We start from the raw sequence: 17521 nt of genomic DNA on the forward strand, positions 1-17521 counted from the left end.
TAAAAACTTGAATAGTCTAAACAGAATTGACTTATTAGGAAATATAAAATAAGGAACAAGTGGATAACACCTGTTCCTTAGCTATTTATCTCCAAATATCTTTTAATACCCAATAAGTAAAATCAATTACTTGTGCTTCGCCATTTTCCAGAAAAAGTTCTACACCTAATCTTTCCTCCTTTGGATATATTCGACTAGTCATTGATACCTCTCCATCATTGGCGAATATCTCTATAGAGGATCGATCAATAAACACCCTGAGAGAAAGTAACTGGTCTGATTTAAGCATTGTACTTCTAATCCCATCTTCCTCCTTACCAGACTTTGAACAATCCAATACTAACTTTTTATTCTCTTTTTGATACATGATGGTTGTCTTTTCTTGATTGATCCCACAAATTTTTAAGCCGACAGCCTCAGCTGATGTTTTTGCCAAGTCAAACTCTACTCTCAATTCAAGTAGATCCTCTTTTATTTCAACGAAATAAACACTGGATAAAATATGATTTTTACATACAGTTCTCTCTGTTTCCCGCAATAAAGTTAACTCTTCAACAGGATTCATTAAAATTTTATTATCTTCCCCTAATTTTAGTTCCCTTGGCAGTGTTAACGCTCCACACCATCCATCTTCCTTCGATGGCATGTTTGACTCCCACATATCCATCCAACCAATGGAGATACGGCGACCTTTATTATCCAGGAATGTTTGAACAGCATAAAAATCATGTCCATTATCCAACTCAATAAAAGCACCGTGTACAAACTCATTTGTTTCGTAATTATATTCACCAACTAAATATCCTGTTTGAAATAAATTATTATATAAATCTCCTTTTGCTTCTATCCCTTGTGGCGAAAATAATAAGACATACTTTCCGTCCAGTTCAAAGAAATCAGGACACTCCCACATATATCCAAGAGTTCCATCGCTTTCAGCCAAAACACCAAGATACTCCCATTTTCTTAAATCTATTGATTTATAAAGAACTGCTTTTCCAATATCCCCTTTTCGAGTACCTAATACCATATACCAATAATCCCCGAGTTTCCACACTTTCGGGTCGCGAAAATGCCCGGACCCTTCCTCTGGATGCCTTGTAATTACTGGATTTGCAATTTCCTTTGTAAAATGAATACCATCATTACTTGTCGCGATACATTGTGATTGATCAAGAATATCTTTTTCTTGATCAATAAAGATATTCCCTGTATAAATTAATGTCAGGATCCCGTTATGATCAACTGCGCTTCCTGAAAAACAACCATCTTTTTCATAATCTTCTGTTGGAGCAAGAGCAATCGGCAAGTGTTCCCAGTGAACCAAGTCTTTACTTTTCACATGCCCCCAATGCATAGGCCCCCAATTTTCATCGTATGGGTGATGTTGATAGAATACATGGTATTCCCCCTTATACTGTACTAATCCATTAGGATCATTTATCCAGTTTGCTGGAGCCATAATATGGTAACCTAAACGATAACGATTGTTGATTTTTTTCTTTGCATTTTGAAGAGCTTCTTCCGCTTGTAACAGTTTATCAATTGTTTTCATCTGAAAAGCCTCCTAACTAATCTCTTTCAAATTTTTTGAAGTTTTATTGACTATGTTTTTATCTGAATTTAATAAAGTAAAAATTGAAATAGTGGAAAATAAAAGTACTGAAATTCCCATAATGATATACGATTGACGGAAGCCAATACTATCATATAAATTACCCGCTACAGGCGACAGAATCGAAGCACCAACTTGTGACGAAAATTGGAAACCAACTAAATATAACACAGATGACAAGCGTGTATCGAAGTTTGCTGCCAAATATTTAAAGATTGCAATTAACATGATTGGCAGTTCAACTGCATGAATCAATTTCATTGCTGATATTCCGATTGGTCCTGCAACTAGCCCCGAACCAATAATTCGGAAAGCCATTAAATAACCCGCTAAGAGTAAACTTTTTTTCGGTCCAAGCTTATTTACAATAAACGGAGCAAGGAACATCATTCCTGCCTCTAAAAAAACTTGGAAGGAATTTAAGTATCCAAATACTTGATTTCCTAATTCCTTTGTTGGGAATAAAGATGAATAATAAATTGGAAACTGCTGATCATAAACACTATAAACACAGGTGACCCCAATTACATACATCATCAATAACCAAAAGTCCTTTAAAAGAAACAATTGTCCAACATCTTTTAATTTTACTGAATCTGCTCTTTCCATCTCCTGATTTGAAATTTCAACTTGTACCGAAATAATGATGGCGACTAAGATTATAGCTGAGACAGAAGCAATCCAAAAGTTGATATTAGGATTAATATTAAATAATTGGCCAGCGAAAAAAGTCGCTGCCGCCCAGCCTAAAGAGCCCCACATTCTTGATTTCCCATATTCAAAGTTGTACTTACGTCCTACTTTTTCAATATACGATTCAATTGCTCCAATTCCTGCTAGAAAGGCAGAACCTAGGTAAAGTCCCCCTACGATTGCACCCACCATTACATTGTATTGTAATAATGGCCCATAAACATAGATATAAAAAGGTCCAACAAATACAAGTAATAAACTAATGAAAAATAAGATGTTTTTCTTTAAGCCAATTTTGTCTGAAATATATCCATATAACGGTTGCATACACAAAGCAAAGATAGCGTTTACAGAAAAGATAATACCTGTTTCCGCCCCATTTAAATTAACCTCTTGCCCTAACCAAATTGAAAATAAGGAATAGCTGGATGACCAAGTGAAAAAGAAAAAGAAAAAATATGCACTTAATTTCCAATAAAGACTTTTTGAACTCTTCATTTTCATATCTCCTTTACAGTAATTTAGAAAAACAAACCCAAACAAATACTGAAAGCACTTTCAATGATCATTCTATGTCAACCGGTTCCATATGTCAACCCGTTGACATAATAAACAGAAAAATAATCTACTAAACAATCTTTTAAGCTATTGTTCCTTTTAGTACTTTTACTGGAAGCTTTATTTGAATAGAGGATCCCTAAATTCGCTTTCATTTTTACCTCTATAAACATTAATACAAGAAATAAAGTTTAATAAATTCCAAATGTATCTTTTAAAAGAAGAAGTTCTCTTTAATCTAAATAAATAAAATAATTGTAAAACTAAAAATTATATGATAACATTCAAATAAATTTGAACGTTAAAGGAGTATTGAATGATGTCCTCTACAAATTTATTATTGATTAAATCTTACGATCAATTAAAAGCGATTAGTGATCCCTTAAGAATAAGAATCTTTTCCGAAATAACAAACCAATCCAAAACGGGGAAACAAATTGGGGATATTTTAAATATCCCTGCCCCTAAGGTGCATTACCATTTAAAGGAACTTGAAAAAGTTAAGATAATATATATTGAAAAAACGGAATTACTAAATGGGATTGCACAGAAATTTTATAAGACTTATGGAACAGATATTGTTATCGACCAAAAGCTTTTTCCTCACCTCAATGAAATGAATGAATCAATTAGAACTTCAATATATTCAATTTTGTCAAATGCAAGAAATGAGGCAATTGTTGCTCCCGAGGAATCATTTTCAATATCTTCAGGAGAATATATGGATTGGCCATTAATTTCTATTCAAACAAAAGTTAATATTAATCGACAACAGTTTATGAAGTGGAAAAAAAAGTATCATAATCTTTTAAATGAATTAGCAAATATGGAAAATACGGACCAAGAAGATATAAGCACTTTTTATATTTCAAGTGTAGGTTTCGAAGTAAAAAAGGAAAAAGGTGAATTTTAAAATGATATCCTTATTTAGAAACTGGAGGTTTACACGATTATTTTCCGGAAGAATTATAACTAATATGGCAGACAGTATCTATTATATTGCAGCAATGTGGTTAGTATATGAATTAGGAGGATCAGCATTTCACACTGGATTAGCAGGCTTTTTAGCCTTGTTACCACAAGCAATACAATTTTTAGCAGGTCCATTGGTTGATCGTTGGTCTTTAAGAAAAACCCTATTTATTACTCAGCTTGTTCAAGGCATACTTATAGCTATTATTCCGATTGCGCATCAATTCAATTATTTAAATGTAACTACAGTACTAATTATAATTCCTTTGATATCTTTGCTAAATCAATTCGCATACCCGGCTCAAACAGCTGCTTTACCTTTGATATTGAAAAAAGATGAATTAGTTAAAGGTAATTCATTATTTAGTTTTGCTTATCAAGGCATTGATATGGCTTTTAATGCAATTGCGGGTATACTAATTTCATTATTAGGAGTAGTAACGTTATTCATTATAGATTCCATAGTATTTTTTATTGCTGCCGTATTATTTGTATCAATTAGAATTTCTGTTAATGAGGATCCAGATGTCTTAATACCAGATAATAAACAAAGAAAACTGAAACAATTACTTAAGAATTATTGGTTAGAATTAACTGATGGATTTAAATTTGTTTTTGGTTCTATCATTGCTAAATTATTTGTATCGATAGTTGTTGCAAACTTTGCAATTGGGGCGACCCTTGCTATTTTACCAGTATACGGTGAATACCTTGGTGGTTCTGAGACATATGGATATTTAATGGCAGCATTATCAGCAGGAACATTAATAGGAGCTCTATTGGGGAGTATTATGGGAAAATTCCCTTTAGGTACTTTGACAATTATAGCATTTATTATAGGATTTTGTTTTTGGATTAGTTCCATCTTTATGCCTTCAAAAACTTTATCTATTATATTGTTTGGTTTTGCTTGGATACCTTTAGGTGTAACCAATGTTGTCATGAATTCAGCTATATTAGGAATGATTCCACAGAAATTGGTTGCGAGAACTATTACGGTGGCAGCTAGTATCGGGACTTTAATGATGCCTATCGGTTCCCTTTTAGGCGGTTACGTTGCTACAATTCTTGATATTACCCTAGTCTTCGGATTATTAAGTTTTGGATTTTTATTCATATCAATTTTTTGGATTTTAAATTCTACATTAAGGAAATTGCCACAGCCAGTTAAAATGAATGCTGAAGATTATGGATTACATGTAAAAAATCAAAAATCCAACTCAGGCTAAATAAACCAACTATAGTCTAGAAGTTCTCATCAACATACTTCTTTATTGATCATCTCTTACTCTCCTTTCTGCGGATAAGCTTTGTACTGTTCATTTAAGTTGATTTTTGTATAAAATTTACTTTCTATTAAAATAATTACAACTTATAATGTATTTAAATCTATACTAAGGAGAAAGAAATGAATTATGAAAACATCTACCCCATGCCCTAACTGTAACAAATCTCTTACAATCGAACATTTTGAAGATTTTCCATCACCATTTAATATGAAATGCCCGCATTGTAAGGCTAAGTTAAAAGAAACAAAGATGACACCAATATTAATTTTAGTAACAATAATCATAATTCCTCTCTTTATTTTACTTGGTGTCACTGTCAAAAACTTTTTAACTAACTTCTTTCCTATTGTGGAAAAAATTCCTACAGCAATAATTTTCCTAGCATTTTGCTATCCCGTTTATGCTTTATATGAAGCTTTCAATGCTGTTATTATCTTTAAAGGGAATCTCCAATTAAAAAAACGTCAGTAATAATAGAAGCGTGAATTCTCTCACGCTTTTTGTATTAAATAAGAGCTTTTCTTTTCCGATTGCACAGCTGTTATCTACTTTCCTTACGTTTAACTATTAGCTTTCGTCCATCACATATTTCCGTATCTAATTCTTGTTAATTTCATGAAAACGATGTCTTCATTTTCTATATCAAACTAAAACACCATACTCCCACGACATCGTCTAAAACCTTAGCCAACTTTACTCCTCCTTGCTTCACTTTAGTTATCTGTTTTCACTTCATGTCGAATCTTTTAGTTTTTTGTGGAATTCTATTCCTTTAATAATTCCAGTATTTGATATACCATAAATATACTTATTACGTTTGAAAGGCGGTGAATTCATGAAAAAAAATCTCTTGAAAATTACAATGGTTTTTGGATTAATTTTCTCTGTGTCATCACCAGTATTTGGTTCAGATGTGAAACCAATGATTTCTGACTGTGGTGGTTCAGAACATCCAGTTCCGTGCTGGGCTTATTAAATTTTGTACAGTAATACATTGGAACCTTTATTGATTTACTTTTATGAAACAATTATGCCTTTCCTTCTCTCCCTCCCGAAGGATTAAAAATGATGATATTCCTTGATGCAGCCAAAAGCTCGAATATCCAAATGACTATGTAATTTTCTTAATTCTTGCCTATACCTAGATTGCGGGCTGGAGGATTATAAGCCTTTAAGTGGAAAGGTATTGACTTTGGAGAACATACCATTAACGCCAGCTATCCACAAACGATTAACCCCTCACTCATTAAGACATACACACTTTTCTTTTAGCAGAAACAGGAAATGAATTACTTCAAATCATGGACCGGTAGGAACATACACATTACTAATGACAGAAAAAAAGAAGCCTCTCAAAAGCTTGGTGAACTGATGAGAAGCCTATAAAGTGATGGAGTTTTTCCATCACTTTTTATTCCTTATAAATATTCTATTCTTTAATGAAATACTATTTTAGCATGTCAAAAATCCAGTTACAAAACTGTTGAGATGTTAAAAGCTCTATAAATATAGTGGTCAAGGTGCTACCAATTCAACCTTAATTCTATCCGGATCTTCAAAATAAACCGCGTAATGTTTTTCCCCTCCTGCATAGGGATGCTTATCGGTATAAAGGATTTTAACACCTTTTTGTTCTAACTTTCTTGTCATATCGTCTATTTGTTGACGAGAACTTGCGTGGAATGCCAAATGGTTTAGACCTACCCGACATCTATGGTAAGGTATGTCCATAAACCGTTCTTCTGCTTGTACGAAAACAATATATGTCTCTCCGAGTTTCCAGCTATGTCCACTTTCCCACGATTGAAAAGACTCATATCCTAATTCCTCTAAAAACCACCCCCAAAAGGTGATTGAACTTTTCAAATTTGAAACATATATTTCAATATGGTGAATAAGACCTTTTGACAATGGATGGCCTCCTTTTCTAATCTATATAGATTATTTTATCAGATAATTTAGAGCTACAATTATAAAGGTATAAAAATCCCACTATCTACACCACTGTAAAAATCCTCCCCATTGAAAAGGAACGAGAGAAAGAACAGAAAGCTGAGGAAGAAGAAAAGTTAAAAAGAAACAAGAGAAACTTGTTTATACAGCGGAAAATGTAAAATATTGATAAGTTACTATTACAACTATGGATTCTAAAAATTATGACTACATTCTGATTTATGTGAATGGACTCTGTAAAGAACCACACTGATTTAAAAAAAGAAAAATTCGCAAATGAGTGGGGAAATAAAATAAAAAATAGTGTAACCGCTAAGCTTTATGGCATTGAATTACTTCAAATCATGGATCGGTTGGGACATACAGAAGATGAAATAACTACACAAGTTTATCTTCACATTACTAAAGACAGAAAAAAGAAGCCTCTCAAAAGTTTGCGGAACTAATGAGAAGCTTCTAATTTCGGAATGTTGGCACCTTTTTGGTGCCTATTAAGACATACTAGCCTGTAAAACCTTGATATAATAAGGTTTTATTAGCTATTCTACATCATGCCGCCCATTCCGCCCATGCCACCCATGTCAGGCATTGCAGCACCTTGACCAGCTGGCTCTGGCTTGTCAGCTACGACAGCTTCAGTAGTTAAGAACATTGCAGCTACTGAACCTGCGTTTTGTAATGCAGAACGAGTAACTTTAGTTGGGTCAACGATACCAGCTTCAATCATGTTTACCCATTCGCCGTTAGCAGCGTTGAATCCTGTTCCTACTGGTTCGTTTTTCAATTTTTCAACGATTACGGATCCTTCTAGACCTGCGTTGAATGCGATTTGACGAACTGGTTCTTCGATCGCGCGTAGAACGATATTGATACCAGTTGCTTCGTCGCCTTCTGCTTGGATAGCAGCTACTTTATTGTATACGTTTAGAAGTGCTGTACCACCACCTGCTACGATACCTTCTTCCACAGCAGCGCGAGTAGAGTTTAGAGCATCTTCGATACGTAGTTTGCGTTCTTTTAATTCTGTTTCTGTTGCAGCACCAACTTTCACTACTGCTACACCACCAGAAAGTTTTGCAAGACGTTCTTGTAATTTTTCACGGTCAAATTCAGAAGTAGTTTCTTCTAATTGAACACGGATTTGATTTACACGTGCTTGGATATCTTCTGTTGAACCAGCACCTTCTACAATTGTTGTAGTTTCTTTTGTGATTACTACTTTTGCAGCGCGACCTAATGATTCAATAGATGTTGTCTTAAGCTCTAAGCCAAGATCTTCTGTAATTACTTGACCGCCTGTTAAAACAGCGATATCTTCTAGCATTGCTTTACGACGATCACCGAATCCAGGAGCTTTAACAGCTACTGCAGTGAACGTACCGCGAAGTTTGTTTAATACTAATGTAGCATTTGCTTCGCCTTCAACGTCTTCGGCAACGATTAATAATGGTTTACCTTGTTGAACAACTTGCTCTAACACTGGTAAAATTTCTTGAATGTTTGTAATCTTTTTATCTGTAATTAAGATATATGGATTTTCAAGAACAGCTTCCATTTTATCTGAGTCAGTTACCATGTAAGGTGATACATATCCACGGTCGAACTGCATACCTTCTACTACGTCTAGCTCAGTAGTGAAACCTTTTGATTCTTCGATTGTGATAACACCATCGTTACCAACGCGTTCCATTGCTTCAGCAATTAATTGTCCTACTTCTTCATCTGCAGAAGAAATAGCAGCAACTTGTGCAATAGAAGCTTTGCCTTCGATTGGTTTAGAGATAGCTTTTAATTCCTCAATCGCAGTTGAGATTGCTCTGTCCATCCCTTTACGGATACCCATTGGGTTAGCTCCAGCAGTAACGTTTTTAAGTCCTTCACGAATCATTGCTTGTGCTAGAACTGTTGCTGTTGTTGTACCGTCTCCAGCAACATCATTTGTTTTGCTTGCTACTTCTGCAACTAGTTTTGCACCCATGTTTTCAAACGCATCTTCTAATTCGATTTCTTTTGCAATTGTTACACCATCATTTGTAATAAGTGGTGAACCATATTTTTTCTCAAGAACCACGTTGCGTCCTTTTGGTCCAAGCGTTACTTTAACAGCGTCTGCTAGAGCGTCTACCCCACGCAGCATTGCACGGCGAGCTTCTTCACTAAATTTAATATCTTTAGCCATTTTGAAAAACCTCCTCAAGTATTGTTATCTCATGTATTTTTATAATCAGTAATCTCTTATGTTAAAATAAAATTAGCCAATAATAGCTAAAATGTCGCTTTCGCGAAGGATTAAGTATTCTTTCCCTTCGTACTTCACTTCAGTACCAGAGTATTTTGAGAAGATAATGCGGTCATCAACAGATACTTCAAGCGCAGCACGTTCTCCGTTGTCTAGTACACGACCAGTTCCTACAGCTACTACTTTACCTTCTTGAGGCTTTTCTTTAGCAGAGTCTGGTAATACGATACCACTTGCAGTTTTTTCTTCTGTTTCAACAAGCTCAATAATAATGCGATCTCCTAATGGCTTTAACAAGTGAAACAACCTCCTCAAATTATATACAAATTTTTATTATTAGCACTCAATCACAATGAGTGCTAACACAATTATTATATTAATTAATCTTTTCTCAGAATGCAAGAGACAAGACTTATTTTTTTGTAAATTTTTTTCTAGTTGCTTTTGCCCTTACAAAGTATATACCTTTACGCCTTAAATATTCATTCTTTCTATTATTTTAGTTGCTACTATTTGAAACAAAGCACTCCTTATTAGTAGAATAGAAAGTATGATTGTCTGTTATCTTCAATATAATAAGACAGATTAGGTTAGATATAATTCCTTTGTCACAAACTTTTAAACCATCATTATTTAAAGGAGCTTTTATTTTGAAAAAAGAATATTGGATTATCATCATAGCTTACATTGCCATGCAGCTCTCTACTTTTGTTGGAGTTCCTGTTATTCTCTTTATCGCTGGTTTGCTTGGATATAACCCAGCATCTAAAGCGATTCAATTTCAATCTAACATTATTTGGTTGATATTTAGTTTTGTCGTTACCCTTATAATCTGTCTTTTTCTGTTAAGAAAAGAAATGAGAAATCCAATGCGCTCCGATATGATGAATATTCCTTCTTCTATCGGCTGGGCAATTGGGGGGATTTTTCTATCTTTATTTGCACAAACCTTTGCAGGCATAATCGAACGACTATTAGGCATAGAAGCTGGATCGGAAAACACAGAGCAAATCATGCAGCTTATTAATGCTGCACCTCTTGTCATTATCGTAGTAAGTGTGATTGGACCCATTCTCGAGGAAATAGTGTTTCGTAAAATTATTTTCGGCTCCCTATATAAGCGGTTCGGATTTTTTATCTCTGCACTAATTAGTTCCCTTATCTTTGCGGTTGCTCATAGAGATTTCACCCATATTCTACTATATGCAAGCATGGGATTTACATTTGCTTTCCTATATGTGAGGACCAAAAGAATCCTTGTGCCGATCTTCGCTCATGTCGCAATGAATTCGTTCGTAGTTATCATGCAATTAAACTATGATAGAATTATCGAATGGCAGGAAAAGTACTCAGGCGTCACACACTTTATTGGAGGATTTTTATAAAATGAGAAGATCACCGCTATTTTCAGGAATTATATATATTATATTTGGAGCTTTCTTTATATACTTTGCAGTACATGATTTACAACGAAACCAAGAATGGGGATTCTATACATATTTACTAGTCATCCTCGCAACCTTTGATATCGGTTCAGGAATTAAGCTAATCAATTTTCACTTTTTCCTGAAAAAAAACCAACGCGATACTAAAAAACCAAAACAATAATCGAAAGGCAATTTACAGGAGATGAGCAAACGAAGATTACCCTTAATAGAGCTGATTAGAGTAGAAGTCCGTTGACTTCTATTGGAAATCAACGAGTACAATTTTCTTTAAAAAAATGCGTGTATAAGAATGTAGTTCCCTATACACTCTTATACACGCATTTCCTTTTTATTCTTCCGTTTCCTCAACCTCTACTTCTACTTCCGCATCCGGAGTAGGATAATGTTTTAAGAAATAAACAAGAGATTGCAGCTCTACTGCTAAGTCAATATGATGAACTCGTACATTTGATGGCACATTTAGACGAGCAGGAGTAAAGTTCAATATTCCTTTAATATTACTTTCCACTAAACGATCAGTAATTACCTGAGCAGCACTTGCAGGAACCGTTAATATCGCCACTTCTACTCCATTTTCTTGTAGAACTTTCTCTAGATCATCCATATGATGAATCGGCACATCGTTCACTAAAGTGCCAATCTTTTCTTCTATCACATCGAATCCCACTTCTATTTTTGTGTTATTATTTTTTAAGAAGTTATATTTTAAAAAGGCAACCCCAAGATTACCAACACCAATTAAAGCAACCTTTGTTAGTTCATCTTGATCTAATGTTTTACGGAAAAATGACAATAAATAGTTTACATTATAACCATATCCCTTTTTTCCAAGAGCACCAAAATAAGAAAAATCCCGTCTTATTGTAGCAGAATCAACCTTTACTGCTTCACTTAATTCAGCGGAAGACACTCTCTGCTTTCCCGATGAATGTAAGTTTTTTAAAAAACGATAATATAATGGTAACCGCTTCGCTGTTGCCTGCGGTATCTTCATTACCTCATTATGCATACTTATCCCCTACCTATATTTAAAAATTAGCAGTTATTTCTACTGCTCTCTTTTGTAATTGCCGCTTTTTCCACCTGATTTCTCAACTAAATAGGTGTGCCCAATTACCATCCCTTTATCCATGCTTTTACACATATCATAAATAGTTAACGCTGTAACAGAAGCAGCAGTTAAGGCTTCCATTTCCACACCCGTACTCCCAACTGTCTTTACCGTTGCTGAAATAATTAGGTGGAAAAATCCTGCCTCTTCTTCCCATCGAAACGATATATCGACACCCTTCAACATAATTGGGTGACACATAGGGATAATATCAGCCGTTTTCTTAGCAGCCATAATTCCTGCCACTTGCCCAACAGCTAAGACATCCCCTTTTTTGATTTCTAAATTTGTGATTTTCTGATAGATTTCTTCCCTTACTTTAATGCTAGATTGAGCAGTAGCTATGCGAACGGTTTCACTTTTTTCTGAGATATCAACCATTTTTGCACGGCCCTCATGATTAAAATGTGTAAACTCCCCCATAATAACACCTCTAAGCAAAATGATACACTATTTTAAAGAGAATGTGTATTTATTATCACTTTTTTCCCATTTCACCTTTATTGCAGTATAACGTATTTTTAGGTTACACTTATGGTACATAATCCCCTGAGGTGAAGAAATGATACTATTACAAGTAAATCAGCTAACCAAACACTTTGGAGCTGAACTTATCTTATCAAATATAAAATTAGAAGTACAAGCAAGAGATAGAATCGCTCTCGTGGGAAGAAATGGTGCCGGGAAGTCTACCTTATTAAAAATAATTGCAGGACAACTGTCTTATGACTCTGGTGAAATCATAAAACCGAAAAATGTCGAAATAGGCTATCTCGCCCAAAATACAGGGCTTGAATCAAATCTTTCCATTTGGGATGAGATGTTAACTGTATTCCACGAACTTCAAATTAAAGAGAAGCATTTAAGAAAACTGGAACAACAGATGTCGGATCCTGGCACTATCGAGAACCCAGATGCTTTTGAGAAAATTTTAAAAGAATATGACAATCTGCAATACGAATTTAAGGAAAGTGGCGGCTATCAATACGAAGCAGATATTCGTTCCGTTTTACACGGACTTAACTTTAATACATTCGATTACAGCACTAAAATTTCCTCTTTAAGTGGTGGGCAGAAAACAAGACTGGCATTAGCTAAACTACTGCTTACGACACCAGATATTTTAATTCTAGATGAGCCGACTAACCATTTAGATATTGAAACACTTTCCTGGTTAGAGCAATACTTGCAAGGCTATAAAGGAGCCGTCTTAATCGTTTCCCATGACCGTTACTTCCTTGACAAAGTAGTAACACAAGTCTATGAAATATCCAGACATCATATTCAAAAGTTTCTCGGTAACTATAGCGGTTATCTTGAGCAAAAAGCAGAAAATTATGAGCGTGAAATGAAACTTTATGAAAAGCAGCAAGATGAAATTGCCAAACTAGAAACATTTATTCAAAAAAACTTAGCACGTGCATCTACTACCAAAAGAGCACAAAGCCGTAGAAAGACATTGGATAAAATGGAACGGATGGATCGTCCAGACGGAAATGAAAAATCAGCTTCTTTTGGGTTTGAAATTACAAAACAAACAGGAAATGATGTTTTAAAAATGGATGATCTTTCTATTGGTTATAAAGATAATACTGTCTCCAAACACATATCCTTCCAAATAAAACGAGGAGATAGCGTGGCATTAGTCGGACCAAATGGTGTTGGTAAATCTACTTTATTAAAGACAATTATTGAAAAGCTGCCAAAGCATGCTGGCTCCATTTCACTTGGATCAAATGTCATGCTCGGCTACTATGATCAAGAACAAGCAGAATTGACATCAAACAAACGCGTATTAAATGAATTATGGGATGACTTCCCACTAACTCCTGAAAAAGATATCCGAACAGTGCTTGGTAACTTCTTATTCTCTGGTGATGATGTTTTAAAAACAGTTAACTCATTAAGCGGCGGGGAAAAAGCGCGTTTAGCATTGTCCAAATTAATGATGGAAAAACCCAATGTATTAATTTTGGACGAGCCAACTAACCATTTAGATTTAGATAGTAAAGAAGTACTGGAGAATGCTCTAATTGATTATCCGGGCACCATTTTATTTGTTTCACATGATCGTTATTTTATAAATAGAATCGCAACAAAAGTGATTGAATTAAGTGCAGAAGGATCTACAGAATTTCTAGGTGACTACGACTATTATGTGGAAAAAAAATTAGAACAAGCAGAGATTAAAGCATTGGAAGCAACGGCTTCTATTCAGGTTGAACGTGACAATGGTACAGAAGAAAAGACATCTTACCAGATGGATAAGGAAGCAAAAAAGCTAGAAAGACAAAGAATAAGAAGAATTGAAGAAATTGAAACAACGATCGAAGAACTAGAATTAAAAGTATCAGAACAGGAAACTCTCCTATGTGAACCTGAAATCTTTCAGAATCATGCTAAGGTTTTAGAGTTAAATAACAGCCTTGAACAGTTAAAAGGTCAAATTGATCGTTTAATGGATGAATGGACCGAATTGTCAGATAAGTAAAAAGTACTGGGTATACCAATACCCAGTACTTTTTTTCCACATTATTATCCACATATTAAAGAGTTATTATATAAGCTTTCCACATATTTACCCACATTATCCACAAAACGATAATAAGTTATACACAATATCCACATAATATGTATATAACATCATATTTATTCACAATTATTCTTTTCTATGCATTTAAGTAAAAAGACTTATTCCTACTCGTTGTGGATAGTTATATCTAATCCTGGATTTCCGTTTAAATCCAGGTGTGCTCGCTGTCCTTTTTCGAAGAAAACTGTGCCAGCTGCTGCTATCATTGCTGCATTATCTGTACATAAAGATAATGGAGGAATGGTTAACTTAACTGAATCTAACTGTTTAAATTTCTCGGCAAGTACTCTTCTTAAACCCTTGTTAGCAGCAACACCGCCCGCTAATACAACTTGTTTTACCTTGTATTCCTTTGCTGCTTCCAAAGTCTTTGAAACTAATACATCCACTACACTTTCCTGAAAACTAGCAGCCAAGTCCTCTGGTCTAATAACTTCACCACGTTGTTCAGCGTTATGCACAGTGTTGATAACTGCTGATTTTAATCCACTGAAACTAAAATCATACGTACCTTCTATCCATGCTCTTGGAAGCTTAACAGCTTTTGGGTTTCCTTCTCCTGCTAATCGATCAATATGAGGTCCACCTGGATAAGGAAGCTGGAGCGTCCTTGCAACTTTATCATATGCTTCGCCAGCCGCATCATCCCTTGTTTCTCCAATAACCTCAAAATGGCCATGCTCTTTCATTAACACTAATTCGGTATGTCCACCAGAAACCACAAGAGCTAATAAAGGAAATTCTAAGTTATCCACAAGTCGATTAGCATATATATGTCCTGCAATATGATGTACACCAACTAAGGGGATATCATGTGCAAAACTTATTGCTTTAGCTGCATTTACCCCTATTAAAAGAGCACCTACTAAACCAGGACCTTCTGTTACAGCAATAGCATCAATATCCTCATAGCTTATCTCTGCTTTTGAGAGGGCCTCTTCAATCACAATCGTAATTTGCTCCACATGATGTCTCGAAGCAATTTCGGGAACTACTCCGCCAAATCGTTTATGACTTTCTATTTGAGAAGAAACAATATTAGAAAGGATTTCTGTTCCGTTTTTTACAATAGAAACAGCCGTTTCATCACAGCTTGTTTCCATGCCCATTATTATTACATTATTATTCTTCATAATTTCACCCACATTACTAAAGCATCTTCTTGATTATCTGTATAATACTTCTTTCTGATTGCTCCATTTTGAAATCCAAGTTTTCTATATAAATTTTGTGCTACTTCATTAGTTACACGAACTTCTAGTGTCATAGTAGTTGCACCAAGCTTTCTTGCTTCTTCCATAATCTTTGTAAGCAGCATTTCACCAAGTTTTTTCCCTCTGAAATCAGGCAGAATAGCGATATTTGTAATATGTGCTTCATCTACAACAATCCATACACCACAATATCCAACAAGACCGTCTTCATATTGGATGACAATATATTTTGCAAACCGATTTTGGGTCAGCTCATTATAAAAAGCCTCTTTGCTCCATGGAGTACTAAAAGAAATCGTTTCGATTTTAAAAACATTATCGATATCCGCGACTGTCATATTGCGAAATTCAAACGTTGACATTATCCCCTGTCTTCCTTTTTCTCTATTTTATTTGCCTTCAACCAATTGGCCTCTGCTTCTGCTAAGCGAATATAATTAGGGGTAAACGTATGTATCGCTTCTCCCTCTCTAGCTTCTCCTAACATTGCAAGGATAGACGGTCTAGGATTAAAGTCCACAGCATCTGTTAACTGAGCAAACTCTCCTAATCCTTCTGTTAAGATATCTTGGTGTATAGGTAAGTCATTTCCTACAAACAATATTCGCTGTTTTAATGGGACAAGTTCCTCTATCCAATCAGTTGAAAGGATTAACTGATCATTTTTTACGATCTCAATATCATTTCTGCTAAATTGATAAAGTCCTGTGTAAATCTGTCCTCTTCTTGCATCAAATAAGGGAGAAACATATCCATCAAAGTATCTTCCCACAGATGCAGCAAGCACTTCTAAACTAGAAACACCCACAAGTGGGATGTTCAATGTCCAAGCCAGTGTTTTCGCAATGGTAACACCAATACGCACTCCTGTATAAGATCCTGGACCTTTTGCTACCACGATTTTAGAAAGATCCTTTGGTTTAATATCACAGTCCTTCATTAACTGTTCAATTGCTGGCATTGCTCTAATCGAATGATTCTTTTTTAGGTTTGTAATATACTCCCCGATTACCTTCCCATTCTCATATAAGGCAACCCCTAAAACAAAATTTGATGTATCTATTGCTAATATCTTCATGAAAATAACTCCTTACATAATTGCATATAACGGGAGCCCTTAGGTGATAAGACAATTTTTCTTCCCGATGTATTATCATAATATAAGTTAATCTGCAGATAATCCACTGGTAGCTGCTCCTCAATCAAATGGGCCCATTCCACTACTGTAACGCCTGCTCCTTCAAAGTACTCATCAAATCCTAAATCCTCATCGCTATCCTTTAAACGATAAACATCCATATGATACAATGGTAATTTCCCTTGATACTCTTTAATTATTGTAAAGGTGGGACTATTAACTGTTTTAGTTATCCCTAATCCTTTCGCTATTCCCTTTGTAAAAGTTGTTTTGCCAGCTCCTAAATCACCTTCTAAAGTGATTACATCTCCTGCTTGTAAAAGCCATGCAATCCGCTCCGCAAAACCAATTGTTTCTTCCGCATTATCTGCCTTCCATTCAAAGTTATTCATAAATTACTCCTAATACAAATTTAATAATGGTATTATCTTTTATTATACTCAATTACCCACTGAGTCTAAAGCTAGTCTTTTGTTTTTTGAGGGAAACCTTCTGATCTTGCTTCTTTATTTTTAATTTAGTTATCCACAGTCTCTCCATTAAAAAAAATCCTAGACGAACAAAAAAATCCTTAGGTTTTATTCCTAAGGATTTTTCATTGTTTGATTGCGGGGACAGGATTTGAACCTGCGACCTTCGGGTTATGAGCCCGACGAGCTACCAGACTGCTCCACCCCGCGACGATATAAAATAATAAA

At 35.0% G+C, this 17521-nt stretch carries 18 protein-coding genes and 1 tRNA gene; 7 read left to right on the plus strand and 12 right to left on the minus strand.

Going from position 1 to position 17521, the window contains the following annotated elements:
- Positions 1-85: 85 nt before the first annotated feature.
- Complete coding sequence (locus NiCM35_RS25525; RefSeq protein ID WP_433780874.1) at positions 86-1546, minus strand: glycoside hydrolase family 32 protein; 1461 nt, start codon at positions 1544-1546, stop codon at positions 86-88.
- Between the two features lie 21 nt (positions 1547-1567).
- The gene (locus NiCM35_RS25530; protein ID WP_433780872.1) at positions 1568-2806 is read right to left on the minus strand and encodes an MFS transporter; all 1239 of its coding nucleotides are present in this window, start codon (positions 2804-2806) and stop codon (positions 1568-1570) included.
- Positions 2807-3182: 376 nt separating this feature from the next.
- Between NiCM35_RS25530 and NiCM35_RS25535 the strand changes: the two genes are divergently transcribed.
- From NiCM35_RS25535 to NiCM35_RS25550, 4 genes are all read left to right on the plus strand, one after another.
- On the plus strand, positions 3183-3779 hold the full coding sequence (locus NiCM35_RS25535) for a winged helix-turn-helix domain-containing protein (protein ID WP_123260039.1): 597 nt from the start codon (positions 3183-3185) through the stop codon (positions 3777-3779).
- Between the two features lies 1 nt (position 3780).
- On the plus strand, positions 3781-5067 hold the full coding sequence (locus NiCM35_RS25540; protein ID WP_433780873.1) for an MFS transporter: 1287 nt from the start codon (positions 3781-3783) through the stop codon (positions 5065-5067).
- A gap of 186 nt (positions 5068-5253) precedes the next feature.
- Positions 5254-5598 carry a hypothetical protein gene (locus NiCM35_RS25545; protein ID WP_095332942.1) on the plus strand — a complete coding sequence of 115 codons (345 nt, stop codon included), beginning with the start codon at positions 5254-5256 and terminating at the stop codon, positions 5596-5598.
- A 364-nt stretch (positions 5599-5962) separates the two neighbouring features.
- Entirely contained in the window at positions 5963-6103 is a 141-nt protein-coding gene (locus NiCM35_RS25550) for a hypothetical protein (protein WP_156485486.1), read from the plus strand.
- Between the two features lie 539 nt (positions 6104-6642).
- On the opposite strand, the gene NiCM35_RS25555 is transcribed toward NiCM35_RS25550, so the two are convergent.
- The 3 genes from NiCM35_RS25555 to groES all read right to left on the minus strand — a co-directional run bounded on the left by NiCM35_RS25555 (position 6643) and on the right by groES (position 9616).
- Entirely contained in the window at positions 6643-7038 is a 396-nt protein-coding gene (locus tag NiCM35_RS25555) for a VOC family protein (protein WP_171509249.1), read from the minus strand.
- Positions 7039-7624: 586 nt separating this feature from the next.
- Complete coding sequence (gene groL / locus NiCM35_RS25560; protein ID WP_047943331.1) at positions 7625-9259, minus strand: chaperonin GroEL; 1635 nt, start codon at positions 9257-9259, stop codon at positions 7625-7627.
- A 72-nt stretch (positions 9260-9331) separates the two neighbouring features.
- Positions 9332-9616 carry a co-chaperone GroES gene (gene groES, locus NiCM35_RS25565; protein ID WP_047943330.1) on the minus strand — a complete coding sequence of 95 codons (285 nt, stop codon included), beginning with the start codon at positions 9614-9616 and terminating at the stop codon, positions 9332-9334.
- 353 nt (positions 9617-9969) lie between these two features.
- On the opposite strand from groES, the gene NiCM35_RS25570 reads away from it, so the two are divergent.
- Together NiCM35_RS25570 and NiCM35_RS25575 are read left to right on the plus strand one after the other, a co-directional pair.
- Entirely contained in the window at positions 9970-10704 is a 735-nt protein-coding gene (locus tag NiCM35_RS25570) for a CPBP family intramembrane glutamic endopeptidase (protein ID WP_095332938.1), read from the plus strand.
- Position 10705: 1 nt separating this feature from the next.
- Positions 10706-10927, plus strand: coding sequence for a YdiK family protein (locus tag NiCM35_RS25575; protein ID WP_095332936.1), 222 nt, complete (start codon positions 10706-10708; stop codon positions 10925-10927).
- 168 nt (positions 10928-11095) lie between these two features.
- Here the strand turns inward: NiCM35_RS25575 and NiCM35_RS25580 are convergent, their stop codons facing one another.
- Together NiCM35_RS25580 and moaC are read right to left on the minus strand one after the other, a co-directional pair.
- Positions 11096-11776 (minus strand): redox-sensing transcriptional repressor Rex, encoded by a 681-nt coding sequence (locus NiCM35_RS25580; RefSeq protein ID WP_123260057.1) that lies wholly within the window; start codon positions 11774-11776, stop codon positions 11096-11098.
- Between the two features lie 39 nt (positions 11777-11815).
- A complete protein-coding gene (gene moaC / locus NiCM35_RS25585; protein ID WP_095332932.1) occupies positions 11816-12301 on the minus strand; it encodes a cyclic pyranopterin monophosphate synthase MoaC in 486 nt (161 codons plus the stop codon).
- Between the two features lie 139 nt (positions 12302-12440).
- On the opposite strand from moaC, the gene NiCM35_RS25590 reads away from it, so the two are divergent.
- Positions 12441-14369 carry an ABC-F family ATP-binding cassette domain-containing protein gene (locus NiCM35_RS25590; RefSeq protein WP_095332930.1) on the plus strand — a complete coding sequence of 643 codons (1929 nt, stop codon included), beginning with the start codon at positions 12441-12443 and terminating at the stop codon, positions 14367-14369.
- 206 nt (positions 14370-14575) lie between these two features.
- Here the strand turns inward: NiCM35_RS25590 and tsaD are convergent, their stop codons facing one another.
- From tsaD to NiCM35_RS25615, 5 genes are all read right to left on the minus strand, one after another.
- Positions 14576-15604, minus strand: a complete 1029-nt coding sequence (gene tsaD, locus NiCM35_RS25595) for a tRNA (adenosine(37)-N6)-threonylcarbamoyltransferase complex transferase subunit TsaD (RefSeq protein WP_095332928.1) — start codon at positions 15602-15604, stop codon at positions 14576-14578.
- Positions 15601-16047, minus strand: coding sequence for a ribosomal protein S18-alanine N-acetyltransferase (gene rimI / locus NiCM35_RS25600; protein ID WP_095332926.1), 447 nt, complete (start codon positions 16045-16047; stop codon positions 15601-15603). Before rimI ends, tsaD begins: the two co-directional genes overlap by 4 nt.
- On the minus strand, positions 16047-16763 hold the full coding sequence (gene tsaB, locus NiCM35_RS25605; RefSeq protein WP_047943322.1) for a tRNA (adenosine(37)-N6)-threonylcarbamoyltransferase complex dimerization subunit type 1 TsaB: 717 nt from the start codon (positions 16761-16763) through the stop codon (positions 16047-16049). The genes rimI and tsaB overlap by 1 nt, the downstream gene beginning before the upstream one ends.
- Entirely contained in the window at positions 16760-17215 is a 456-nt protein-coding gene (gene tsaE / locus NiCM35_RS25610) for a tRNA (adenosine(37)-N6)-threonylcarbamoyltransferase complex ATPase subunit type 1 TsaE (protein ID WP_095332924.1), read from the minus strand. Before tsaE ends, tsaB begins: the two co-directional genes overlap by 4 nt.
- A gap of 214 nt (positions 17216-17429) precedes the next feature.
- Positions 17430-17503 (minus strand) — tRNA-Met (locus NiCM35_RS25615).
- Between the last annotated feature and the right edge of the window lie 18 nt (positions 17504-17521).

It is taken from the genome of Niallia sp. M35 (genome assembly GCF_050971705.1).
In the GTDB taxonomy this organism is placed as follows: domain Bacteria; phylum Bacillota; class Bacilli; order Bacillales; family Cytobacillaceae; genus Niallia; species Niallia circulans_A.